This window comes from Tolypothrix sp. PCC 7601, assembly GCF_025677855.1.
In the GTDB taxonomy this organism is placed as follows: Bacteria; Cyanobacteriota; Cyanobacteriia; order Cyanobacteriales; family Nostocaceae; genus Aulosira; species Aulosira diplosiphon.
In genome coordinates this window covers 3,655,776-3,681,647 of record NZ_CP064879.1, presented here as the reverse complement: position 1 = coordinate 3,681,647, position 25,872 = coordinate 3,655,776, and the positions used below count along the sequence as shown (strand labels likewise).

The window sequence follows — 25,872 nt, the reverse complement described above, 5'->3', positions numbered from 1 at the left end:
TGTAGAGACGCGATTAATCGCGTCTCATATCCTACCAAATTGTAAAAATTAGTAAATTTACGGAAAATAGCCCAGCAGTCATGCCTTCCTTCATTAATTCTTTATATAATCCAGATGTTTCTTGTTAAAATATTTAGGGACTTCCAAATAAAAAAATATCCCAGTATGTATTGTGGGGTGGACATCTTGTCCGCCCAGTTTATGTGGCGGGCAAGATGCCCGCCCCACAAGATGGAATAATTTATTTCTGGGAAATCCCTTATATACTTGTATATAATTACTCAAAATATTTATAAATTTTTATTAAAATAACAATGTATAAGTCAGTAAATTAACACCTTATTAATACTGAAAATAAATAGTAATAGTTTTTCAGATTTTTGTCAAAAACTACGTATTGACATAATACATAAGTCATGATTTAAAGAATTCGGCACTGCTTAACCCTCCGGAGATCTGAACTAATCGCAAATATTAGCAGCCTAAATTTTCAAGTAGAACTTGCATACTTGAATTTTTATTTCAAAAGATTTAAAAAATTATCATTCTTCTGGTTGTTACGCAATTGTACTAGCCAGCTTATTGTCAGGTTATAACCACCGACTTAAGTGGGCTACTTTTGACTGCTCTTATTCACTCATCTATCTATATACTGATTTGCCGCTAGTGAAGACTCTATCTGCCTTTACTGAAGAACTTGCAGAACCCTTACCTTCTAAAGAACTGCTGACATCCCTAACTACAGACTCACCGCCGAAAATTTCTCCGCAAGCAACTCGAACTAGCCTGAAAGCATCTACTATAGATGGCGTATTTGCCACAATTTTTTCTAACATTACCAGTGGCGTAATACTGATTAATTTTTTACTTCAGTTGGGCGCTACCCCAGTAGAAATAGGCTTGCTGTCTTCCATTCCCATGCTGGCAAATTTCCTGCAACCAGTGGGAGCTTATTTTGCCGATCGCACTACCAGCCGTCATTGGTATACCTTAGCAATTTTTGGCCCTTCGCGCTTGCTGTGGCTGATTTTAGTAGGGGGAATTGCATGGTTTTGTTACTATCACACCCCACCCCACCAGTTAGTTATCTGGACACTGGGAATAGTTGTAGTCACCAATATTCTCGGAGGTTTGGGTGGTTGCGCCTGGTTTAGCTGGATGGCGGCTTTGGTTCCCCCGCGCTTGCGAGGGCGTTATTTCGGTTTTCGTAATAGTGCTGCTAGCTTGGCTAATTTTTTATCTGTACCCCTGTTGGGATTTGCGGTTTCCGCTTGGCCTGGTGGTGGAATTGAAGGTTTCGGCGTACTTTTGTTACTAGGAGTAGTCATCGGCCTGATCAGTTTAGCTTGTCAATTTTGGATGGTGGATGTCAATCCCCAAGTTTACCGCTTTGGCAAAACTGCGCGCCAAAACTCAGAAAATGCTGAAACTCCAAAACTAAATACATTTAGCATCCTCAAAGATTTCAACTTTCTCAAATTTCTGGTTTATTTTGGGCTGTGGACATTTGCAGTCAATCTCAGCGCCCCATTTTTTAACCTTTATATGCTGCAAAATTTAGGTTTAGACCTCAGTACAGTCACACTTTATAGTAGTTTGATTGCTGGGGCAAACTTACTCATGCTGGTATTGTGGGGTAAGTTGGCTGACAAGATTGGCAATCGTCCCATACTATTGTTAGTCGGCTTTTTAATTGCAGTCACACCTTTATTTTGGTTAGGGGCTGGGAATGACTTCATTTCTGTATGGGTTTGGCTACCACTGATACATATTGTCTGGGGTGGCTTTGGAGCTGCGATCGACTTGTGCAACAGTAATATTCAGATGGAAATGGCACCATTAGAGTCTCCTTCTCAATATTTTGCGATCGCAGCTGCGGTTACTGGTGTTACTGGTGGTTTAGGCTCAACAGTAGGCGGCTTTTTAGCCCAGCTAGATATCATTGGTGGCTTACCTGGATTATTTGCGCTTTCAGCTATAGTGCGATTGATGGCGCTGTTACCTCTAATATTTGTTAGAGAACCACGTAGTAAATCCTTTAGTGATTTGCTAGAAAAAATCTTACCTTGGAAGCCAAAATCAGAGCTTGTTTCCACCGAAAAAATTGCTGCTTAACTAAATTACTCAGCATTAACCTTCATTAGCTAATCCTTCCTGACTTAAGAGGGAAGGATTTCTTTTGGGTGCATCCCAGTTTTTATTTTATAACTAGAGAATTAAGCGTCATTGCGAGGAGGAACGACGAAGCAATCGCATGGATTTATTCCTGGTGAGAGATTTTGCGATTGCTTCACTCCACTTCGTTGCGTTCGCAATGACATTGAAAAAAGTGGGATGCTCCCTTTCTTTTTTTATACAGCATCATGCGAGATAGTTGAGGGGAAAGGCTGATGGTGGAAACAAAAAATGATGCTGAAAACAAATCTGAGAATAATCATGAGATTTTTGCTGACAATCCTTTAACTAATATTTCTTTAGATAATGTTTCTGCAATTGTGGAAGCTTTAAGTAAATTAGACGAGCATCTTCTAAGTTTTGCAGATGAAACATATAATATGTTTGATTTCCGGAATGATGTAGGAATTAAACGCATTATCTCTTATCTTTCAAATCAATTGAATGAGCAAGAGAGATTTGAAATAATGCAAAATGCAAATTAGTTTTAAACAGTTGTGAGGGGTCAGATCCCCGACTTCTTGAAGAAGTCGGGGATCTTGCAACTAGGTAAACTTAATAGGGCAAATTACTACTTGGAGAAATCTTATTTTTAGGGTAAAATGTATTGCTTTAAATTTTTATTATTATAGTTCGTGTAATCGTTGGTTCACGTACCTTTATCAGAGTCCATAGGTCAACGTCTGAATCACAAATGAGACTCAGAACTGATAACTTAGAACTCAGCACTGTTCATCAAAGACCAATTGCAGTTGACTTGTTTGCTGGTGCAGGCGGTATGACTCTTGGGTTTGAACAAGCTGGCTTTGATGTGCTGGCATCTGTTGAAATCGACCCGATTCACTGTGCCATCCATGAATTTAATTTTCCTTTTTGGAAAGTGTTATGCCAAAGCGTTGTAGACACTACAGGGGAAGAAATTAGAAAGCGATCGCAAATTGGCGATCGTGAAATAGATGTGGTAATTTCAGGTAGTCCTTGCCAAGGTTTCTCTCTCATTGGTAAACGCGCTGTTGACGACCCCCGCAACTCTTTAGTATTTCACTTTCATCGCCTAGTTTTGGAGTTGCAACCGAAGTTTTTTGTGATGGAAAATGTCCGGGGCATCACAATTGGCGAACATAAACAAATTCTGCAAACTTTGATTAGTGAGTTTCAAAGTAAAGGCTATCAAGTAGAAGAAAATTACCAAATTCTTAATGCTGCCCATTACGGTGTACCACAAGCGCGAGAAAGATTATTTTTGTTAGGCGCAAGGGAAGATATAGCTTTACCAAAATATCCGCAGCCGATTACTCAAATCGCAAAGCCTCATGATTCTATAAAACCAAATTCATCTCCCTTGCCAATGAGTCCGACCGTATGGGATGCCATTGGTGATATACCAGAAGTAGAAAATTATGATGAGTTACTTGCACAAGATTCAGTATTAGCAGAATATGGTAAACCTAGTAATTATGCTAGGCAACTTCGCTGTATTGAAACTTTAACAAATAATTATTCCTACCCTCGTAAATTTAATTTTCAAATTCTCTCTTCCAGTTTCCGCACCAAACACTCAGATGCAACTAGAGAACGCTTTGCGGCTACAATGCAAGGAGAAAGAGAACCTATTAGTCGGTTTCATAAATTACATCCGGCTGGTGTTTGTAACACATTAAGAGCAGGTACAGATATGTATCGTGGCTCTTTTACTTCTCCTAGGCCAATTCATCCTTTTACACCTAGATGTATAACAGTTAGAGAAGCAGCAAGGCTACATTCTTATCCCGATTGGTTTAGATTTCATATTACAAAATGGCACGGATTCCGCCAAGTTGGTAACTCTGTACCTCCTTATTTAGCTAAGTCTATTGCATCAGAAATTATCAATGTACTGGGTATATCACCATCTCAACCAAACATCATTCAAGAACTTGGGGATGAAAGTTTATTGCATTTTAAGATGTTGGAAGCGGCTAAATATTATGGTGTTAATCCCAAAGTAATGGAGATTATCAGCGATAGTGCAAACTTATAATTGTAAATTTCCGAAAATCTTTTGGTTTTCTCGGCTAGCCACACGAATCGTATAACCCTCTTTGACAGCAATATTCGGTGTCCATTCATAAACTCCATCGCTAGCAGTACGTTTAGCAATATTTTGGATAGTTTTGTTGTTACGATCAGATAATTTAATCGACACATCGCTGTTGATATTGTCTCGCCACAAGATTAAATAAGGTCGATTTTGTTCAACCTGTACTTTACCTGCTGGCTGTTCGATTAATATTTGCGGTACAACCTTTTGAGTTATAGCCTTGCGAACTCCTAGGTAATGGGGTAAATCTCGAAATGTGGGATTTTCTTGAGGATTAGACAGTTGGGGTAAGATAATATCCCCCACTTTAGAATTAAACAAATAAGTGGATCTGCCACCGTCAACGGTTATGATATCTCCTTTAACACCTAACTGGCGTAATAATTTAGCAGCTTCATCCAGAGTTGTTTGATTCACTGTCATAATTAACAGTTGCTCATTACCTGGACGACTATCTTTATTTAAAGTACCGATAACTTGATATTTATTTATTTGATTGTTAGCTAATACTTTCGCGGGATGGTCGCTATATTTATAACTAACGATCGCATTTTTTACTCTTGTTTGATTAAGAGGCGCACCGCTAGCTGGATCATAATCTGTAATATATGCTTGCTTGTCATCCCAAACTAAAGCTTTTAAGCGAATTGTACGATAAAATTCAGATTCTGGTTTCTTAACTGGCCCGTACGGGCTATGACCTCCAGTGATCACTACACCATTAAATTTAATGGGAAAGGATAATTGTGTACTTGATTGGTATTGCTCGAAGAACGAACAATTAATCATGGAAAATACATCATTACCATAGAGTTTTTTATATTCGTCATTTACTTGGGAAAACAATTTATTTTTAAAATAAGGACTATAAATTCCTCCTTCGCCTTTATAATATTTACCTTGACCATTACCCATATTATCAACCTCTCCCACAACTTGGTCTATCCGCATTTTTCGGAGGTCGATTACTTGCAAATATGCTGTATTACCATTGGTTAATTCTTTTTTATATAACCATGCACCATCTATTACATGAAGCGGCTGATAAGAAGCTAGAGGGTTAGAAACTTGGGCTATATAAATACTAGTCAAAAGTGGAATAACAAAAAATAAAAAGCTAATTACAGCATTCATTTGGGTTATTTATAGCAAAAAATAATTAACCCAGATTATACCAATTCCCCAGATGTTGCCAATTGCGTAGGCGTAGCCCGTTGCAGATATCTCAGGGGATAGGATTGAGGACGTACAACCCTTGATAGGAGACAAGAGCCAAAAAATTTAGTATATTTTTCCCCAAGGCTGCATAAAATTGCGATCGCTAACCTATTGATTGAGTGAAGGGGTTGAAACCTCGCAAACACCACTCACATCAACAGGAAAACGATTATGAAAACCCAAATGCTGTTAAGTCTTGCTTGTTCTCTGTCTTTGTTAGGTGCTGTCACAGTTCCCGCAAGCGCCCAACCAACTACAAATGCAGCGCCTCAACCAACTGTGCAACCTCAAGCAGCTAGCCAAGATTTAACCATCCCTCAAGATACAGCAATTATTGTTTCCTTTCCTGCATCTGTTACCGTAGATGTTGGGCAAAAGAAGGATTATCCTTTGACACTTCCCTTGGCTAGTGCAATTAAAGATGCTCAAGGTAATGTTGTCGCACCAGAAAATACTCCCGTTACCATTGTGCTGAAACCTACTGATGGAGGCGCTAAAATTGTTGCCCAATCTTTAGTAATTAATGGGCGCATCGTCTCGATTAAAGCATCAAGTCAAATGATTCCTGGCACTACTATTACTCAAAAGCGCGCTAATGATAAAGCTGTAGAAAATGGTTCTGTTTGGGGTAGACTGACTGGTAGTACCTTGGGCTTTATCAGCAATGGAGATCCTGAACAGTTTGACCGAGGTGCAATGTTAGGAAGCGCTATTGGATTAGTTACAGGTTTGCGTTCCGCAGAAAATACTCGGATTGTGCAGATTCCCCAAAGCAGTGTTTATGTTTTATCTCTAGAAGCTCCTATCCAATTGTCTGGGCGCTAGTCTCATCTTCATTAATAAAGCCAGAGTCTTTGGGATGTAAAATTGTTAAATGAAAACCATGTCTAGTTTCGGTTGTCAGATAACGCTCTTGTAATGGTTGCCACTGTTGCCATAATTTATAGCGATTTTCAGTGAGTAATTTATTCAGTCCATGCACATGAGAATCCATATCTGACTTAAAGACATCCTCAAGCCATTCAGTTAACACCACACTATCTTGCATTGCACCCAAAATATCTTGGATATTTTTTACATCTGCAATATACGCTGCATAGGATTCGTTGTACAAATCTGCAAATAAATCCATTTGGTAGCGGACACGTTTAGCTTGTTTGCGTAAGCTATGAAGTTTTTCGCCTTCATTAGTTAAGTGTTGTTCTACTTTTTTGGCTCCCCAATCGGTGCGGACTTTGAATTGCGATTCCACAATTTCAGTACCCACTAGCCAACCAGGATGCAATAAAAACTGACTCACTTCTGGTAACAGTAAATCTGGTAGAACTTGCTGAATAGTAATCGAAGCTAATTCTTGATAACTGGGTTTTTCTAACCAATCTTCTAAAGCTTGTTTTAAAGACTTATATGAGTCATCTTTTAATGTTGTTTGTACAGTATCTAGTGCGTGTTCACGTTGTTTAGCTAAAGCATCAAAAGCTGTATTTAAATGCTTCTGATCTTTAGAAGATAGCTGTGGTTTATATTCTTTTTCTAGACTTTCTTTGAGTACATCTAAATCTCGGAGATTACCCAGGCGACGAGCAATTTTTCCAATATTTTTATCACTAATTGGCTTAGATAAATCTAAGGCGATCGCAAATCTACTGACAGAGGTACGTAAGCGACGCATTCCTACTCGCATTTGATGCAACGCCTCTGGGTCTTCATCTTTCTTAACTGATTTTTCCCACTTCAATGTTTTCTTATAATGTTTTTCAATCGCCTGATAAGCGTAATCTCCTAGCGTTTGGATTGTGGTATTTGTATCTACTTCCATAAAATATCAACCAATCAGATACCGATGCGGATTATTGCATGATAACATCAGTTAAAAATTTGCCTATATAACTTTTGATATTTGTTTAAGCAGTTCTTCATAGAAAAGCTGCAGATAATTAAAAATTTTGATTTTTTTATCAATTTTTTTTAAATAGCACAATTATTGCACAATGATTATGGTTGCGATCGCTCATTTTTAAATCACAATTCTCAGTTATCAATATAAATACAAAACTAGTATTGATTACAACATTAATTAGTTAATGTCAATTCGTACAGTACTTAGGCAAAATGTAATATGCATAACTCTAATTTAATAGAACCAATATTTTTGACATTTACAGAAAGTTTCCAAAAACACAGAACAGACCTTTCAGCATTACTATTAACTCCTGACAAGTATCTCTGGGTGGGATCTGATGAAAGTTCTACCCTGGAAAGACTTTCTTTAATTGATGGTAAGAATTTTGGCGACCATCAACAATTTCGCGTGGCAGAATTTATTAGTTTACCTGCGCCAGAAAGCGAGGAAATTGATATTGAAGGGCTAGCTTATGCCGATTATTACTTATGGCTGGTTGGTTCCCATAGCTACAAACGTAAAAAACCAAAAACCAAAAATACCGATGTCAAAAATATTCAAAGATTAGCAACTGTTACCTCAGAACCTAACCGTTATATTCTTGGCAGAATTCCGCTTGTAGATGGAAAATTATTCTCATCTTGTCCACATCCACAAAACCCAGATGTGCAGTTAAGTGCTGCCAAACTAGAATGTATTAACCAGAGTAATTTGCTAATGACAGCCTTAGCAGGCGATCCTCATTTAGGCTTATATATTCAAGCAGCTGTTCCCGGTAAAGACAATGGTTTTGATATTGAAGGAATCAGCATTTATCAAAATCGAATTTTTCTAGGTTTACGAGGGCCAGTATTACGAGGTTGGGCTGTAATTTTAGAAATTGAATTAGAAAAATCTACCCCAGGATTGATGACATTACGACAAATAGGTGATGTACAAAAAGGGTATAAAAAACATTTTCTGTGGTTGAATGGTTTAGGAATTCGAGATTTAGCTTTAGATGGTGAAGACTTATTGATATTAGCCGGGCCGACGATGGATTTAGATGGCCCAGTGCAACTTTATCGCTGGCAAGGTGGCGTAAATGTAGCCGAAAATATTTTAAGCTACCCAGAGTTTGTGCAAGATATTCCCTATGGTAATCGCGAGGATCATGCTGAGGGGATGACGCTATTTAATGATATTACTGGTAAACCTTCATTGCTGATAGTTTATGACTCCCCAGCTAAGAGTCGGTTAGTAGGAGAGAGTGGAGTAATAGCAGATTTGTTGAGTTTGGTAATGAGTAATGAGTAATGAGTAATGAGTAATGGGTAATGAGTAATGGGTAATGAGTAATGGGTAATGGGTAATGAGTAATGAGTAATGAGTAATGAGTAATAAGTAATGAGTAATGAGTAATAAGTAATGAGTAATAGTAACTTCTCCCTCATCCCCCTCATCTCCCTCATCTTCCAGTCCCCAGTCCCCAGCCCCCAATCCCTAGAGATTAGTAGAAATTGCTTGCACCGGACAGGTAGGTATACACTGTTCACAGACAATGCAGCGCGATCGCGTGAATGTCAGCTTATATGTTTCTGCATTGAGACTCAAAGCTTCAGTGGGACAAACCCCAGTACATAAACCGCAGTGAACACAGGTATCCTCATCAATAACAATTTCCCCTAAAGTGTGAGAGACATTAATATTTTGCGATCGCATCCACTCAATCGCCGCATCTAACTGATCGATATCTCCCAATAATTCCACAACCAGCTTACCAATTTGATTTGGGGCAACTTGGGCACGGATAATATTAGCCGCAACATTAAATTCCTTAGCCAGTCTATAGGTAACCGGCATTTGTATAGCACGTTTGGGAAAAGTGAGAGTAACTCGTTTTTTCACAGGCTTGGCAGAGACTCTTGTCTGTTCTAGGGTATCTTTAATTTTGGGCATTGGGCATGGGGCATTGGGCATTGGTAATTGGGTGTTTGTTATTTCCCCTAGTTCCCAGTCCCCAGTCCCCAGTCCCCAACCCCCAGCCTTCAGTTAAACTGAAAGATGATAATGCTTAATAAGATTTAATAATTTTGTTATGACTAAAGATTCACCAGTGAATATTCCAGCAAAGCCGGAATCTACAGCAGCTGCGCGGGTAAGAAATTTTTTAATCGCCCTAGTAGCGATCGCACTCAGCGTTGCTTTAGTTGTAGGATTGCGAAGTGAGACAACTTCGGCTTCTTTGAGTAAGTTAGATGAAGCCTCTACACCCTTAGAAGTAGCTATTACTAACGGTAAGCCTTCACTGGTAGAGTTTTACGCTGATTGGTGTACTGTCTGCCAAAAAATGGCACCAGATATGACTGAGTTAAAACAGCAATATGCTGACAAACTAAACTTTGTCATGCTGAATGTGGATAACACCAAATGGCTACCAGAAATGCTGAAATATCGGGTGGATGGCATTCCCCATTTTGTATTTTTGGGTAAGAATGGTGAAACCATAGCGCAAGCAATTGGAGATCAACCACGGGCTGTTATGGCTAGTAATTTAGAGGCTTTAGCAACAGATTCATCTCTACCTTATGCCCAACTTAGCGGCCAGGTTTCCAAATTCTCCGCACCAGTTGCACCAAAGGCTAGCCAAGATGATCCGCGTAGTCATGGTAGCCAGGTAGTAAATTAGTAATTCGTAATTCGTAATTCGTAATTCGTAATTCGTAATTAGGTGTGGGTTGAAATATGCTCAACTTAATTACGAATTTTTTTATCCAATAATTCAATCTTGGCAAGGCATAGTTAAGTTTTCTGTATTACATATAAATTATTGATGCTGTACCTCTAATGTTATTTATATATACCTTTATCAGGTCACAACAATTTTGTAACCTCAAAATAATGTTGGCTAGAAATTTAGTTTAAGAAAGATAATAATTCAAAATTTGTCGTTACCCTTTATTTTCTTTACTCTTAATTACGAATTACGTAGCGCTTTGCGCTTCCCGTAGGGTATTACGAATTACGAATTATTTAGGAGTTGAATCTTGAAATTTGATGAACTAGATAACCGGATGCGGGTGTTTGAGACAGCACACGATCATTGTGTGCTACCCGGAATTTATATAGTTGCGAGATTAGATGGACGTGGCTTTACTCGACTGACAAAAGAAGTACATCAATTTGAGGCTCCCTTTGATAGCTACTTTCGAGATTTGATGGTGGATACTGTCGAACATTTGATGAATTGCGGCATTGATATCATCTATGGTTATACCCAAAGTGATGAAATATCTCTACTTTTTGCGCTAAATGAAAATACATTCAACCGTAAATTAAGAAAACTCAACTCAGTTTTAGCAAGTGAAGCTAGCGCTAAATTTTCTTTATCGCTGAGTGCTTTAGCCTGCTTTGATTGTCGAATTTCTCAGCTTCCTAATCAAGAAGAAGTAGTGAATTATTTTCGCTGGCGGAATGAGGACGCTCATAGAAATGCGCTGAATGCTCATTGCTATTGGTGTTTGCGTCGAGAAGGGCAAAATGCAACTCAAGCAACCAGCATGATGAAAGGTTTATCTGTTGCTGAAAAAAACGAGATGTTATTTCAACACGGAATTAATTTCAATCAAATTCCTAACTGGCAAAAACGCGGTGTAGGGCTGTATTGGGAAAAATATGAAAAGCAAGGATTTAACCCAGTTAAGGGAGAAATTGTACCTGCACTACGGCGACGCATTCGGCGAGATTTAGATTTAGCGATGAAGGATGAATATAGCCAATTTATTGCCAAGTTAGTTAGTACTGATTCATAAGTTTTGTGGAGGGTGTTAAAGTCTGTACATCAAAACAAGCGATCGCACCTTCAGTAGTAGTCACATACAGCCTATTTTCCCACAGACGCATATTCAGAACGGCACCGCAACCAGTAGGATTGATGGAAAAGCGATCGCTTCCCATACGGAAACAATAAAGATTAGCTTGGCAATCACCTGCATAAACTAATTTTTTATCTTCAGAAATCGCACAGGCGTAAACTGCTGTTTTACAGGTGGCGATAACTTTACTCTCAGTTTGCCGAATTTTTAGATCCCCAACTTTCGCTAATTGATAAATTGTGCCGTCGCTGGTACCAACAATGACTTGCTGTGCAGTCAACTGTCCGCACAGAACTGCTGCTGTTGTCTGATTTTCCCAAATTATCTTGCCTGTCTTGGGATGATAGCAAGTAACACCACGACTATGCCCATGATAAATTGCTTGGTCATCAGCAGCTAAAAACCAACCCTGCCGAGTTGCAGTTTTTTGTTGCCATAATACCTGCAAGTTAGAGTCGAGGGAAGTTAACTGTCCATAAATATCTAAAACTAAAAGATGATCGCTGTGGAGAGTTAAAGCCGAGATTGTAAAGTTATAAAAATGTGGCACGCTACGATTACGTGCATTGTAAATTGACTGCGGCAGTTTGGCGATCGCATCATATATCTGCCCATCATCACAACTAGCATAAAGATGGCGATCGTCTCCTACCAAACAGCGCACATTCTGAGAAAGCTTGTGCTGATAGGAAAATTGCCCTTGATGATCCAAAGCCAAAATCAAACCATCGCGATTACCCAGCCAGCAACCTTGCTGATTCACCCATAAACCAAAAGCGGGAACCTTCCACAATCCTGCAGGATTAGGCGGGATATATTTCCACAAAGCTGCAAGAGGGTTGGAAGCAGGTTTTTCGCGTGTAGCGTTGTAGCCAATCGCTTTCGCCTCCGCATAAAGAAAATTATGCAGAGATTGCCAATTTGGACTATGTAAAAAGCGGTCAAAATCGGAGAAACTTGGATATTCAATCGCAAAAAATTCTACATCTGCCAGTTCTGGGAAGTCACTGACATTCAGTAATTCTTTACGGTTATAGGTTGAGCCGAAATTATACGCAAATGATTGGGGGCTTTCTCCAGGTATCGGCAACAGCATCAAACCAATGAAAGTTGCCATCTCAGGACTTTGGAGTAAAAAGCGATCGCCACCTTGATGAACGATAAATGCCATTTTTTTATACCAGCTTTTCGACTCTATTATTCCCAGCTGATGATCAAAGAAGAATAAAGAATTTCTCCAATCAAGATGAATTGTGAAGCAAACAAGGGATAAATAAAGATAGTTCCCAATACTACTCGGTTAAGCATTTTGAACTCAAAATTGCTTGAGGAGAAAAGGTTAAGGGTGAAAGATTTTTTCTTTCCCTTGAACCATTTCCCTTTTTCCCCTTAACCGACAAGTATTGAGATAGATCCAACTAAGGTGAATCTTCCGGCAGCTATTATATGACCTATTGCCTCAGAATTGCTGATATGCCTGAGACTGAACGTCCACGTGAACGTTTAATGGCTCATGGCCCCAAAGTTTTAGCTACTGCTGAATTGATTGCAATTTTGCTAGGTACTGGTCAAGGGCCAGGAAAATTATCGGCTGTGGGTTTGGGACAATATATTTTGAGCGAATTAGGCAAACATCAGCGTGACCCTTTGGCAGTTCTAAGAGAAGTTACCCCAGCAGAGTTAATGCAAATTCCTGGGATTGGGCCAGCCAAGGCGACTACTATCTTAGCGGCGATTGAATTAGGGAAACGCGCTTTTCAAACCAGACCAGAAGGGGAAACTATTGATAGTCCATTAGCCGCAGCCGCAGCTTTGAGCCAAAATTTAATGTGGCAATCACAAGAACGGTTTGCGGTGTTGCTGTTAGATGTCAAGAATCGCTTGCTGGGAACCCAAGTCATTACCATTGGTACAGCTACAGAAACCTTAGCTTCCCCCCGCGAAATTTTTCGAGAAGTAATTCGCCAGGGTGCAACGCGGGTAATCGTCGCCCATAATCATCCATCTGGGAGCCTGGAACCAAGCCAAGAAGATATTGAACTGACGCGTCAATTGTTATCAGGAGCAAATTTTTTAGGTATTCCCCTGCTGGATCATCTCATTTTAGGCAATGGTAACCACCAAAGTTTGCGAGAAATTACAACTTTATGGGATGAATATCCGCAAGGGGATTAGGATTGGGCATGGGGCATGGGGCATGGGGCATTGGGTAATTGGTAATTGGATTTGCCGTTTATTCTTTCCCCCTTCCCCCTTCCCCCTTCCCCTTTCCCCCTTCCCCCTTAATATCCCCAAGCTACATAGGATAATTTTGCCGCAGTGGCGCGAACTTGATTGGCATTGGCTACTAATTGACCGCAAGCATCCCAAGTGCCGGAGACGAAGGTGCTTCTTGTGCCTTCACCGATAGATATTGGGGTGGTGTAATCGTCAACTTGGACTTGCAAGCTTTCTAGATTGATGGTGACAGATGCTTGGGGATTGGTTGTTACTAGTTCTTGCAGCTTTTTAATGGTGGCGCTATCAGCAGTGACGCAAGGTATACCCATTGCGACGCAGTTACCGAAAAAGATTTCTGCGAAGCTTTCACCAATTAAGGCTTTAATGCCCCATTTTGCTAGGGCTTGGGGTGCGTGTTCTCTTGAGGAACCACAGCCAAAGTTGCGGTTAACTATTAAAATGTTCGCCCCTTGATATTGTGGTAAATCAAAGGGATGCTCACCTTTTAGTGCTGTGCGGTCATCGATAAATGCACCTTCACCTAAGCCGTCAAAGGTGATGGCTTTTAAATAGCGGGCGGGAATGATGCGATCGGTATCTATATCATTACCTATTAAAGGTACGCCACGACCGGAGACTTGTTTTACTTCACTAACCATAAATTTTTAGGAAAAACGAACCGCGAAGGACACAAAGAACGCAAAGGAAGAATTGAGAGAGAGTTTTGCTGTAGTGACGTGTCTAGACTAAAATAGTGCATTATTCAAACTCTTGTGGGATGGGCATCTTGCCCGTCCTGGGCGGACAAGATGTCCACCCCACAAGAAAATTATATTGCCACATTTTAGCCTTGTCGCACCCTACATATTGTTGAGAGTTTGGTTACAGCAACTCGCGCACGTCGGCGACTTCGCCTTTAATTGCCGCAGTTGCCACCATTGCGGGACTCATGAGTAATGTGCGACCGGAGGCGGAACCTTGTCTACCTTTAAAGTTGCGGTTGGAGGAGGAGGCGCTGATTTGTCTTCCCTGTAATTTATCTGGGTTCATGGCGAGGCACATGGAACAGCCTGGTTCGCGCCATTCAAAGCCGGCGGACTCGAAGATTTTGTCTAATCCTTCGGCTTCGGCTTCTTTTTTGACTCTTTCGGAACCTGGGACGACGAAAGCTTTCACTCCCTCGGCTACATAGCGACCTTGGGCAATTTTCGCGGCTTCTCGTAAGTCGCTGATTCTGCCGTTGGTGCAACTACCAATAAAGCAGACATCTACTTTAGTGCCTTTAATAGGCTGACCGGGAAATAAATCCATGTAGCTGTAAGCTTCTTCGGCAATAAATCTGTCTTCTTCCAGTAGTTCTTCGGGTTTGGGGATGAGTTGGTTAACACCGATACCTTGACCGGGGGTAATTCCCCAGGTAACTGTAGGGGGAATATCGGCGGCGTTGAAGACTACAACATCGTCATATTCGGCATCAGCATCACTCTTGATGGATTCCCACCAAGCAAGGGCTTTGTCCCAATCGGCACCTTTGGGGGCGAAGTCTCTACCCTTAAGGTAATCGTAGGTGACTTGGTCGGGGTTGACGTAACCACATCGAGCCCCGCCTTCGATCGCCATGTTGCAGACGGTCATCCTCTCTTCCATGTTCATTTGCTCAAAGGTTGTACCTGCGTATTCGTAGGCGTAACCAACACCACCTTTCACGCCGAGGGTGCGAATAATATGCAGAATGACATCTTTGGCGTAAACACCGGGGTTGAGAGTACCGTTAACCTCGATTTTGCGGACTTTTAATTTTGAAAGGGCGAGGGTTTGGGAAGCCAAAACATCACGGACTTGGCTAGTACCAATCCCAAAGGCGATCGCACCAAAGGCACCATGACTAGATGTATGGCTATCGCCGCAAGCGATGGTCATTCCTGGCTGGGTTAGTCCTTGTTCTGGGGCGATGACGTGGACAATTCCTTGACTGCCAGAACCAATATTGTAAAATCTAATGTTATTTTCTTGACAATTTTGCTCTAGTGCTCGAATCATTTCCTCTGCCATCGTATCGACAAAGGGACGAGCTTGATTATCAGTAGGTACTATATGATCTACTGTGGCAACAGTGCGATCGCTAAATAATACTTTTAAACCTCGTTCCCGTAACATTGCAAAGGCCTGGGGACTGGTGACTTCATGGATGAGGTGAAGCCCGATAAATAGTTGTGTTAGCCCTGAAGGCAGTGTCCCAACAGTATGTAAGTCCCAAACTTTATCGAACAGGGTACCTTTACTCATATTAATAGTTAGTTCACGAGTCAGAGTTTTTATAGTATCAAAAAATTGTCGGGCTTTTGCTATGTGAATTGCTTGATTTTAAGTTAGCAATATCAAAAATCACAGGGGAATAGGGTTTAGTTAAGATCATTAGCGATTGATTTGTCGCTTGTTAAAAAAGCCGGCTCAATTGGGGGATTCTCCCCCAAACCCCCGATTGGGTGACGGTTGCGTCCCCCAAACCCCCTCCAAAAATATTGTTCGGTTTTTTGTTGAGTATCTATAGTAATCCTATTTAATTAGGATTTACGCAAGTAAAATTTGTCATTGCGACCGGGATTGCCACGCTACGCTCGCAACAGGCTCCTTGTAGGGAAGCAATCCCATAATTTTAGGCGATTACGTTGCTACCCTTGTAAGGGACTTCCAAGTAAAAAAATATTCCATTGCTCTTGTTCACAGTCAACAGTCAACAGTCAACAGTCAACAGTCAACACTCAACACTCAACAGCGACTTCCTTTAACCCTATTTATCTGTTTGTAAAACTAAAATACTCCGAAATCAACGCTTAAATTACTGTAAATAACTGTATTCTTGCTATCAAGGATATCTGGCACATATAAGATAAATAAATTACTAGCTTTATGTCCATAGATTTACTTGCTTTTTTTCAAGCTACCGACCCCAGCCGCACTTTGTTTATAAATAATGCAGTTGATGCCAAGTATTATATAGACTTTTCTGAAGTGCGGGGTGGTGATATTATTAACCGACTGCAACAGAAAATTACATTTTTTAAGCCGAATGACCCTACTTGTACTTTATTTACTGGGCATATTGGTTGTGGTAAATCGACGGAGTTATTAAGGTTACAGGCGGAACTGGAAAAGCAAGGCTTTCATGTGGTGTATTTTGAGTCTAGCGAAGACTTGGAAATGACTGATGTGGATATTGCTGATGTATTGTTAGCGATCGCTCGCCGTGTAAGTCAAAGTCTGGATAAAATTACACTGGCGGAAACCAGCAAACTCAATGAATTGCTACAAGGTGCTTGGAAGGTCTTAAACTCCGAGGTGACGGGAGTGAAGCTGAAAGTTCCCAATCTTGGGGATGTGGGTTACTCGGCGGAAAAAGAGAAAGTTTCCTTAGCTTTTGGAATTGGCGAAATTACCACCAAAACTAGGAACGACCCCAACCTGCGGGAAAAACTCAATCAATATTTAGGGCCGCAGAAAACCCAATTACTTGAAGCCATTAACCGCGAACTTTTAGAACCTGCGATCGCTAAACTCAAGCAGCAAGGTAAAAAAGGTTTAGTGGTAATTGTCGATAACCTCGACCGCATCGATAACCGCGTCAAATCTTGGGGTCGTCCACAACAGGAATATCTGTTTGTGGATCAGGGGGAGTTTATGACCAAGCTAAATTGTCATTTAGTTTATACAATGCCCCTATCGCTGAAATTTTCCAATGATTATGGTACCTTAACCCAGCGATTCCCCGAAGACCCGAAAGTTTTGCCGATGGTTCCCGTACAGTGGCCTGATGGTAAAGTCCACGAACAGGGAATAACACTTTTGCAGCAGATGGTGTTAGCAAGAGCCTTTCCTAATGTACCAGCAGCAGAACGCCTCGATCATATTACAGAAATTTTTGACAGTGCTAGCACCTTAGACCGCTTATGTTACATGAGTGGTGGTCATGTGCGCGACTTATTGCGGTTGCTGAACACCTGGATTATGGAAGAAATGACCCTTCCCCTTTCTCGCGACACCTTAGAACAGGTAATTCGTTCACGGCGTAATGAAATGACTATGCCAATTTCTGATGAAGAATGGCAATTATTGCGTCACGTCAAGCAGAGAAAGAAAGTCAGCGATGACCAAGGATATCAAAAACTGATTCGCAGTCGCTTTGTTTTTGAATATCGCGATCGCGGCGAGTCTTGGTTTGATGTCAACCCCATTTTAATTGAAGCCAGGGAGTTAGAGTCTTCTAATTAAGTGAATGATTGTAGTGGACTGACACACCAAAAATAGTGCATGAAAAAAACTCTTGTGGGATGGGCATCTTGCCCGTCCGGGGCGGACAAGATGTCCACCCCACAAGAAAAATTATTGCACTATTTTAGCCTTGCCACGCCACTACGAAATGACAAATGACAAAGAACAAATGACTAATGACAAAATAAACAATAATCGCTCTCTAGAACATAAATTTTTATATAATTAATCATTGCCAATCCTTGCTAACACATAAATTATGCGTAAGGGTACAAGAATTTTGTACCCCTAACCATTTATGGCTTGTTCACGAATTTGTCTGGCGGCTTGCGTAATTACGAATTACGCAGTAGGCACAGCTACATTTTGACGCACAACACGTTTGCGATCGCCTTTCCTCGTACCCCCAGCCATCTGATATTCATGGCTATTGCTGCCAAATTTATAGGCAATACCACGCAAAATGTTCTCAGAATAATCGGCTAAATCTTTTTCATTCTCTACAATTTGGGTTAATAAGTTATCGATAGTAGAGAGAGTTCGATTATACACTTTTAAAGATTCGCGCAGGTTTTGGATTTTTTCAGTATAACCTTGGACTGTTAATCCTTCTCCTACATCTAAGCTGGAATTAATAGATTCAATACTAGCTAAACGTTGTTCAGCGTTGCTAAGAATACGTGAAGTACGTTTTCTTCTCACCATAGTTGGCACCCTATTACAAAATTTTTCATAAATCTATAGTGGACAATTATTTAAAAATTTGTCCTACGTGAAATTGTTGATTTTTTGTCAAAAATTCTAAATATCAGTAATTTATCTGAATTCCTCATGACAAAAGTCTCAAATCAGGTAATTTCTACTATTTAAATTTGTTGGTAAATTTCAGAGTAAAAATCTGTTTATCCTCATGTTAAAGCGGAAGCTTCTACAACTTGCGCGTAACACCGAAACGTTAAAGCTGAAGCTTCTACAACTTGCGCGTAATACCGAAATGTTAAAGCGGAAGCTTCTACAACTTGCGCGTAATACCGAAACGTTAAAGCTGAAGCTTCTACAACTTGCGCGTAACACGGAAACGTTAAAGCTGAAGCTTCTACAACTTGCGCGTAATACCGAAATGTTAAAGCTGAAGCTTCTACAACTTGCGCGTAATACCGAAACGTTAAAGCTGAAACTTCTACAGGGAAAGCGGAAGTTGCTACAGAGAAAGCGTAACTTATTTATGAAGTAGGGTGTCCTGCGGCTATTAAAGGATGTGGAACTTAGAGACAATAAAATTTAGCCGTAACGCACCGCCGCATAGATGGTGCGTTAGGCGCTAAATTATACCAAATCAAATAATATTCTAGATGGCACGCCGTGCCCAGTGGAGTCAACTTAACGTGAAACCCGCTTTGTTGCAAGGTTTCGCCCTCACCCCCAGCCCCTCTCCCACCAGGCTACGGTGTACACACAAGTGGTAGCTGTAAGGGTTTCAGGCGTTATAGACCCCTTAAATTGTCATTACGAGCGCAGCGATAGCGGAGCGAAGTAATCGCATAATCCCGTAGTTTTTGCGATTGCTTCGTCGTTCCTCCTCTCTACGAGACGCTACGCGAACGCAATGACAGGCTTCGGGAGCGTTCCAACAGCCCAGAGTTAAAGGGCAAAACCAAGCTTCAGGTGGAATTTCAAGACTTCTGTGTACACCGTAGCCCACCAGGAGAGGGGAGCAAGAGATTTAGTTCCCCTTCTCCCGGGGGAGAAGGGGTTAGGGGATGAGGGCACGAGGTATTTGTAGAACACGCGCCGTACATAGCTTTTAGCTTAAGTTGACACGTATGCGCCATGCCATACCCCTACAATCTGTCGCATTCTTTTTTCAAATTGGTATTACTCAACAAAAAACAGATCAATCATTTTGGAGGGGGTTTGGGGGACGCAACCGTCCGAAGTTTTGTGGAAGGAAACCTTCCCCACAAACTTCACCCAATCGGGGGTTTGGGGGAGAATCCCCCAATTCTTCTGGCTTCTTTAATCAGTAATACCAAATCAAATAATGTTTGCAACACATCAATATATTCTAGAGGGCACGGCGTGCCATACCCCTACAATCTGTCGGATTCTTTTTTGAATTGGTACAAACAGTAGATATATAGTGATAAATCATACTATACAAGTAAATAAAAATACTACTTTAAATAATCACCGCGTCCAACTAACAGCTAAGGATAAAATGCAAAATCCCTCCTCTGCTACCATTACAATCTATCGCAGAGATGATTTTCGCATCCATATTTTAAGGCAGTCTAATTAAAGCAGTAATTTATAGCTCTTTCTACCTAAGTACACACAGCTTAATATGTTGTAAGACTACTCGGTTAAGGGTTTTGAACGCAAAATTGGCTTTGGGGAAAAGGTTAAAGGTTAAGGGTTAAAGGTTTTTCTTTCCCCTTTTCCCTTTCCCCCTTCCCCCTTAACCTTTCCCCGACTTCTACAAGAAGTCTATTGTGTTTCGATAATCACCTGTGTTCACGACGTGGGAAAATACTTAAAAGTAACGGCATTTCTAAATTTGAGTAGGAATTGAGATGATTTACTCAAGCTAAAGGTCAATTATTTGCGCCTTGGCGGGAAACAAAATTCATCTGCTTACTCAGCAATGCCAAGTAGCTAATACTGAAAAAACCGTAGGATGGTTGATTTATTTACCAGACCTACAAAGGCTCAGAGGATGAGAGATGACACGCTCTCCTAATTCTAATCGGCGTTTGTGGTTGCTGTTACTAAGTCGTAGCAGCATAGCTTTGGGAGTAGTTTTACTCGTAGGGATTATTGGGGGTATTTGGTGGGCTAATAACTTTATTCATCAAAAATTAGTACCATTAATTGAAAGCAATCTTTTAGAATTGCTGGGAAGACCTGTAAATTTAGGTGCGGTTCAAAGCTTTTCACCGAATAGCCTGCGTTTTGGTAACACAACAATTCCTGCAACTACGACAGATCCCGATAGACTGGTAGCACAAGCGGTAGATGTGGGTTTTGACCCTTGGCTATTAGTTTTTAACCGGACTTTAAAGCTCAATGTGACTTTAATTCAGCCTGCTGTTTATATTGAACAGGATCAGCAAGGGCGTTGGGTTTCTACGAAAATTAATACCGCTACGCAGGAAAAGAAGGGTTTTATTACCACTGAATTAGAGACACTTCGCTTGCAAAATGGCGGTTTGGTCTTGTCTCCCTATACCCCAGCCAATAAACCAAGGGTGAATGTTGGGTTTAATCAACTGAATGGGGTGGCGCGGTTATTAGAGCAAAATCAACGGATTAATTTTGATGCTACTACTCAACCTGTGAATGGTGGTAGTTTGCAAATTTCGGGAGACACTCTAACCAAAACTACGGAAACGACGCTGCAAATCAATACTAGCAATTTGGCAGCAGCGACACTGACGCAATTAGTCCAGTCACCTGTGACTTTACCATCGGGGACTGTGGATGGTAATTTAACAGTTAAATTTCAACCTAAGCAGCCGAAAACAACGGTTTTTGGCATAGTTAACGTTAATCAAGTTACGGCACAAGTTAATAATTTTCCCAATAAATTAACTAACATCAACGGGAAATTACAATTCCAGGGTACGCAGGTGGCGCTGGAAAATATATCTACCAGCTTGGGTAATATCCCGGCGCAAATTAATGGCTCGGTCGATACGCAAACTGGTTATAATGTCACCGCGAATATCCAAGCTGTTAGCGCGCAAAATCTCTTACAAACTTTTAATATTAAACTTCCCATCACCACGGCTGCTGACTTTACAGCAAATTTTAAATTACAAGGTGCAATTCCCAAGCCTGTAGTTACAGGTGCAGTGAGTACAATTAAACCTGCGGTGATTGACCGTGTGAATTTTGAGAAAATTAGCACCCAATTTCGCGGAACACCGCAGGAAATTGTGATTTCTCAGATTCAAGCTACCCCAACGGTAGGGGGAGAAATTACAGGTAGCGGTCGAGTTGGATTAGGTAAGCAGGGTGAAGTTGCGATCAATTTACAGGCAGAAAGGTTACCAGGAGATGCATTAGCTCAAACTTATAATGCTAGTACTGCCAATATTCGCATTGGTACAATCTCCGCCAATACCAAAGTTTCAGGAACTCTGGCGAATTTACAAACCCTGGTGCAAGTCCAAGCACCAATGGCTACTTATCCGGGGAAAGTTGAATTAGCAATCAATAAGGGACTGATTCAGTTCCAGAATACAGTTTTTCAGGTAGCGGGGGGGACAGTTGCAGCGCGAGGACAACTTGTAGGCGATCGCTGGCAAGCTTTTGTGGATGCAAATCAAGTTCCTCTGCAAAGTTTAGCTCAAGCTACTAGCAACCCAGATAATGCGAATGCAACTTTACCAAAGCAGTTTCAAGGTAATTTAAACGGGAAATTTAATTTATCGGGAACCACCAAGTCTTTTCAGTTAGCAAATATTCAAGCTTCTGGACAGGCGAACTTAAATGTCGCTGGCGGGAGAGTTAACCTTAATAATATCCGCCTAAATAATGGTCTGTGGCAAGCTGTAGCCAATGCTTCGGGGATTCAAATCAATCAATTTGCCCCAAATGTTCAAGGACAAATTGCTAATAGTAATATACAAGTTTCTGGTAATACGAATTCTTTTGCTTTAGCTAATATTCAAGCTGCTGGACAGGCGCGATTGAGTTTAGCTAGGGGAAGCGTTAATGTCAGAAATATCAATTTGAGTAATGGCAACTGGCAAGCTATAGCCACTATTTCCCAAATTCAATTAAATAATTTATCACAAAATTTGCGCGGGCGGTTAAATGGTGATGTGCAAGTAGCGGGAACCACGGCTTCTTTCCAACCGCAAAATATTGTAGCAGCAGGTAATGTGAGATTTTCCCAAGGTTTAGCGGCACTCACACAACCGTTAACTGCCCAATTTCAATGGAATGGGCAACGTTTGCAAATTGCCCAAGCCACTGCACCCGGTTTACGAGCATCTGGTGATATTGCTGTGGCATTGCAACCCACTCCTCAAATTACTGGCTTAAATCTTAATGTCCAGGCAGATAATTACAACCTGCAAAGTCTGCCAATTCAGCTTCCGGGTAACATTGCTTTGGCGGGGAGAGTAGATTTTAACGGACAAATTGCTGGTACGCCTACTAATCCAATTGCTAACGGCAATGTTCGCTTAGAAAATTTTGCCATTAATGGTTTAGCATTTGACCCTGTCTTAACTGGAAACGTCAGTTATCAAGCGGGACAGGGAACCCAATTTCAAGTTACTGGTAGACAAGACCAAATTGCCTTTTCTTTAGGTGCAAATAATCGCCCTACGGCATTTAATATTAGGCGCGACGGTACTGTTGCCACTGGCAACACTGTGGGAGATAATTTAGCAGTTAATGTCCAAGATTTTCCTATATCTTTAGCGAAGGGCTTTCTTCCGGCTAATGCCAATTTAGGCAGTATCAACGGACAATTATCAGGAAATTTAACAGTTAATTTAACAGATTATAGTTTAGTCGGTAATGTCGCCGTAGCTCAACCGCGAATTGGCAGAATTCAAGCAGATGAATTTCGCGGCAATATTAGTTATGGTAATGGCAATTTTGCTTTAACTAATGGCGAGCTAATTCAAGGACAAAATCGCTATTTGCTTAGTGGGATTTTACCAACTTCACTCAATAACCCCTTACAATTTACAGTTAGCTTTGACCAAACCAGAATTGAAAATTTACTCTCAACACTGAATATCTACAATTATCAAGATTTACAGACTGGTTTGCAGCCTCCAAACCTTGCTGGTGCGGAAGCATTACAAACTGAGCCTGTGAGTTTACCCAACACCAATTTATTAGCGCAAATAGATTATCTCTCCAAAATTCAAAGCCAAGTCACTCAAGCAAGAACCCAAGAACAACGAACCGAACGCGTACCTTCTTTAGAAGAATTACAAGGATTAATTAGCGGTAATATCGGCGTAACAGGTTCTTTACGCTCCGGCTTAAATATTGGCTTTAATTTTACAGGTAATAATTGGGTATGGGGCAAATATAATATTAATCAAGTTATCGCTAGCGGCAATTTTGAAAATGGCAATTTAACCCTACAACCTCTGCAAGTTAATTTCAATAATTCCATCCTCGCTTTTACCGGACAATTAAGCCAGCAAGCATTATCTGGACAAGCACAAGTCCAAAATTTAGCATTAGCAGATATTAAACCTTTATTCCCCCAATTACCTGTAGATGTGGAGGGTAATATTAATGCCAATGCCACATTATCAGGAAGTTTAAATAATCCCCAAGCTGTAGGGGAATTAGCTTTAGTAAATGGTAGCTTAAACAATCAATCTCTACAGTCTGCCCAAGTTAGCTTTAACTATAACGATGCGAGATTAAATTTTGGCAGCAATATTTTAGTTACTAGCACACAACCAATTCAAATTAATGGTAGTATTCCTGCCAAATTACCTTTTACATCCGTCGAGCCATCTCCTAGTATTAGCATTCAAGCTAACGTGCAAAATGAAGGCTTGGCATTATTAAATCTGGTGAATAACCAAGTCAAATGGGTAGATGGTCAAGGACAAGTCAACGTCCAAGTTCAAGGAACATTAGATAGACCAGAAACCACCGGCATTGCCACCATTAATAATGCCACCATTAACGTGCAAAGCCTGAGCGAACCATTAACAAATGTTACAGGTACAGCACAGTTTGCAGGCGATCGCTTAATTGTCGATAATCTACAAGCACAATTCAGTCGCGGACAATTAACAGCCGCAGGTATTCTCCCCATTTTCGCCAGTCAAAACGCCCAACAGCAAGCCGCTAGCAATCCTCTGACGGTTTCATTGCAAAACTTGCAGTTGAATTTTCAAGACTTATATCAAGGCGCAGTCAACGGTAATGCAGTAATTACCGGCACAGCATTTGCTCCCCAACTCGGCGGTAGAATTCAACTCAATGATGGTGAAGTATTATTAGGAAACGCCGCAGCTGTCAGCAATAATACAACTTCCCAGTCAGACAGTTCTCAAGAATTTACAGTCACAACACCGGAAACAACCACGGCGAATAATACCCCCACAACACCGACAACCACAAATACAGCCAGAATACCGATAGAATTTGCCAACCTACAGCTAGTTTTAGCCGATGATGTCCGCGTCACCCGTCAACCGTTATTTAGCTTTGTGGCGGAGGGTGATATCACTCTCAACGGAACCCTAGCTAAACCTCGTCCCCAAGGAGAAGTTCGTCTACGGGGAGGACAGATAAATTTATTTACTACCCAATTTACCTTAGAGCGTGGTTACGAACAAACAGCACTATTTACCCCCAGTCGTGGTTTCGATCCCACATTAGATGTGCGCTTACTCGCCATTGTCCCAGAAGCAACTCGCAGTTTAGGGCGAACCTCACCCATATCTAGCGAAATTCAAGATATTTCTGCCATCAACTTTGGTACATTAAACACAGTTCGCATTAGTGCGATCGCCAAAGGCCCAGCCAGCGAATTATCTGATAATTTAGTACTAACTAGCGAACCTCGCCGTAGTCGATCTGAAATCGTGGCTTTACTGGGAGGTTCAATTCTCAACAATTTACAGCAAGGCGATGCAACCTTAGGATTAATTAATATAGCTGGTTCAGCAGTTTTCTCTAATTTGCAAGGTACTCTTAGCCAAATTGGTCAAACTATCGGCTTAAGTGAATTAAGACTATTTCCTACCTTGGTAACTAATACTAATACCAATGTTTCGGTATTGGGTTTAGCTGCCGAAGGTGTATTTGATGTATCGAAAGATTTTTCTGTTTCCTTATCGCGAGTTTTTGCTAGCAATGAACCCTTCCGTTACAACGTAATTTATCGCCTCAATGATGAACTGCGCGTGCGCGCTTCTACTAATTTAGGTGATGAAGGTCGTGCTGTGGTTGAGTATGAAACCAGATTTTAATCCACACAGACACAAAGATGCAATTTTAACTAAATAGGATTTACGCAAGCAAAATTTGTCATTGCGACCGGAACGAAGTGTAGGGAAGCAATCCCAGGATATCAGGCGATTACGTCGCTACGCTCGTAATGACGTAATTCCGTGACTTTTGCGTAAGTCCTACTAAAATAGATAAATAAAGTC

General features: G+C 40.9%; 18 protein-coding genes. 10 read left to right on the top strand and 8 right to left on the bottom strand.

The window, feature by feature from the left end:
• The first annotated feature begins 666 nt into the window (after positions 1–666).
• The 3 genes from HG267_RS15350 to HG267_RS15340 all read left to right on the top strand — a co-directional run bounded on the left by HG267_RS15350 (position 667) and on the right by HG267_RS15340 (position 4,195).
• Entirely contained in the window at positions 667–2,115 is a 1,449-nt protein-coding gene (locus HG267_RS15350; protein WP_045872050.1) for an MFS transporter, read from the top strand.
• A gap of 275 nt (positions 2,116–2,390) precedes the next feature.
• On the top strand, positions 2,391–2,660 hold the full coding sequence (locus HG267_RS15345; RefSeq protein ID WP_045872051.1) for a hypothetical protein: 270 nt from the start codon (positions 2,391–2,393) through the stop codon (positions 2,658–2,660).
• A 209-nt stretch (positions 2,661–2,869) separates the two neighbouring features.
• Entirely contained in the window at positions 2,870–4,195 is a 1,326-nt protein-coding gene (locus HG267_RS15340; RefSeq protein ID WP_045872052.1) for a DNA cytosine methyltransferase, read from the top strand.
• On the opposite strand, the gene HG267_RS15335 is transcribed toward HG267_RS15340, so the two are convergent.
• Positions 4,190–5,389, bottom strand: a complete 1,200-nt coding sequence (locus HG267_RS15335; RefSeq protein WP_045872053.1) for a hypothetical protein — start codon at positions 5,387–5,389, stop codon at positions 4,190–4,192. The genes HG267_RS15340 and HG267_RS15335 overlap by 6 nt on opposite strands.
• A gap of 255 nt (positions 5,390–5,644) precedes the next feature.
• On the opposite strand from HG267_RS15335, the gene HG267_RS15330 reads away from it, so the two are divergent.
• A complete protein-coding gene (locus tag HG267_RS15330; protein ID WP_045872054.1) occupies positions 5,645–6,298 on the top strand; it encodes a hypothetical protein in 654 nt (217 codons plus the stop codon).
• Here HG267_RS15330 and HG267_RS15325 read toward each other — a convergent pair.
• The gene (locus HG267_RS15325; RefSeq protein WP_045872055.1) at positions 6,276–7,292 is read right to left on the bottom strand and encodes a CHAD domain-containing protein; all 1,017 of its coding nucleotides are present in this window, start codon (positions 7,290–7,292) and stop codon (positions 6,276–6,278) included. The genes HG267_RS15330 and HG267_RS15325 overlap by 23 nt on opposite strands.
• Before the next feature lie 300 nt (positions 7,293–7,592).
• On the opposite strand from HG267_RS15325, the gene HG267_RS15320 reads away from it, so the two are divergent.
• Positions 7,593–8,672, top strand: coding sequence for a DUF3616 domain-containing protein (locus HG267_RS15320; RefSeq protein WP_096622005.1), 1,080 nt, complete (start codon positions 7,593–7,595; stop codon positions 8,670–8,672).
• On the opposite strand, the gene HG267_RS15315 is transcribed toward HG267_RS15320, so the two are convergent.
• Both HG267_RS15315 and HG267_RS15310 read right to left on the bottom strand, forming a co-directional pair.
• Complete coding sequence (locus tag HG267_RS15315) at positions 8,613–8,855, bottom strand: hypothetical protein (protein WP_235623088.1); 243 nt, start codon at positions 8,853–8,855, stop codon at positions 8,613–8,615. The two genes, HG267_RS15320 and HG267_RS15315, sit on opposite strands and share 60 nt — an antisense overlap.
• Before the next feature lie 3 nt (positions 8,856–8,858).
• Positions 8,859–9,263 carry an NIL domain-containing protein gene (locus tag HG267_RS15310; protein ID WP_045872147.1) on the bottom strand — a complete coding sequence of 135 codons (405 nt, stop codon included), beginning with the start codon at positions 9,261–9,263 and terminating at the stop codon, positions 8,859–8,861.
• 190 nt (positions 9,264–9,453) lie between these two features.
• Here HG267_RS15310 and HG267_RS15305 point away from each other — a divergent pair, with 190 nt between their 5' ends.
• On the top strand, positions 9,454–10,044 hold the full coding sequence (locus HG267_RS15305; protein ID WP_045872056.1) for a thioredoxin family protein: 591 nt from the start codon (positions 9,454–9,456) through the stop codon (positions 10,042–10,044).
• A 358-nt stretch (positions 10,045–10,402) separates the two neighbouring features.
• Entirely contained in the window at positions 10,403–11,167 is a 765-nt protein-coding gene (locus HG267_RS15300; RefSeq protein ID WP_045872057.1) for a tRNA(His) guanylyltransferase Thg1 family protein, read from the top strand.
• Here the strand turns inward: HG267_RS15300 and HG267_RS15295 are convergent.
• Positions 11,151–12,401, bottom strand: coding sequence for a PQQ-binding-like beta-propeller repeat protein (locus HG267_RS15295; RefSeq protein ID WP_045872058.1), 1,251 nt, complete (start codon positions 12,399–12,401; stop codon positions 11,151–11,153). The two genes, HG267_RS15300 and HG267_RS15295, sit on opposite strands and share 17 nt — an antisense overlap.
• Before the next feature lie 275 nt (positions 12,402–12,676).
• Between HG267_RS15295 and radC the strand changes: the two genes are divergently transcribed.
• Entirely contained in the window at positions 12,677–13,405 is a 729-nt protein-coding gene (gene radC / locus HG267_RS15290) for a RadC family protein (protein ID WP_045872059.1), read from the top strand.
• A gap of 107 nt (positions 13,406–13,512) precedes the next feature.
• Here the strand turns inward: radC and leuD are convergent, their stop codons facing one another.
• Together leuD and leuC are read right to left on the bottom strand one after the other, a co-directional pair.
• Positions 13,513–14,109 carry a 3-isopropylmalate dehydratase small subunit gene (gene leuD, locus HG267_RS15285; protein WP_045872060.1) on the bottom strand — a complete coding sequence of 199 codons (597 nt, stop codon included), beginning with the start codon at positions 14,107–14,109 and terminating at the stop codon, positions 13,513–13,515.
• A gap of 223 nt (positions 14,110–14,332) precedes the next feature.
• The gene (leuC, locus tag HG267_RS15280; protein ID WP_045872061.1) at positions 14,333–15,736 is read right to left on the bottom strand and encodes a 3-isopropylmalate dehydratase large subunit; all 1,404 of its coding nucleotides are present in this window, start codon (positions 15,734–15,736) and stop codon (positions 14,333–14,335) included.
• A 624-nt stretch (positions 15,737–16,360) separates the two neighbouring features.
• On the opposite strand from leuC, the gene HG267_RS15275 reads away from it, so the two are divergent.
• Complete coding sequence (locus HG267_RS15275; protein WP_045872062.1) at positions 16,361–17,719, top strand: P-loop NTPase fold protein; 1,359 nt, start codon at positions 16,361–16,363, stop codon at positions 17,717–17,719.
• A gap of 342 nt (positions 17,720–18,061) precedes the next feature.
• Here HG267_RS15275 and HG267_RS15270 read toward each other — a convergent pair whose 3' ends face one another.
• Positions 18,062–18,424: a hypothetical protein gene (locus HG267_RS15270; protein WP_045872063.1), complete on the bottom strand. Its 363-nt coding sequence runs from the start codon at positions 18,422–18,424 to the stop codon at positions 18,062–18,064.
• 2,018 nt (positions 18,425–20,442) lie between these two features.
• Between HG267_RS15270 and HG267_RS15265 the strand changes: the two genes are divergently transcribed.
• Complete coding sequence (locus tag HG267_RS15265) at positions 20,443–25,689, top strand: translocation/assembly module TamB domain-containing protein (RefSeq protein WP_045872066.1); 5,247 nt, start codon at positions 20,443–20,445, stop codon at positions 25,687–25,689.
• The last annotated feature ends 183 nt before the right edge of the window (positions 25,690–25,872 follow it).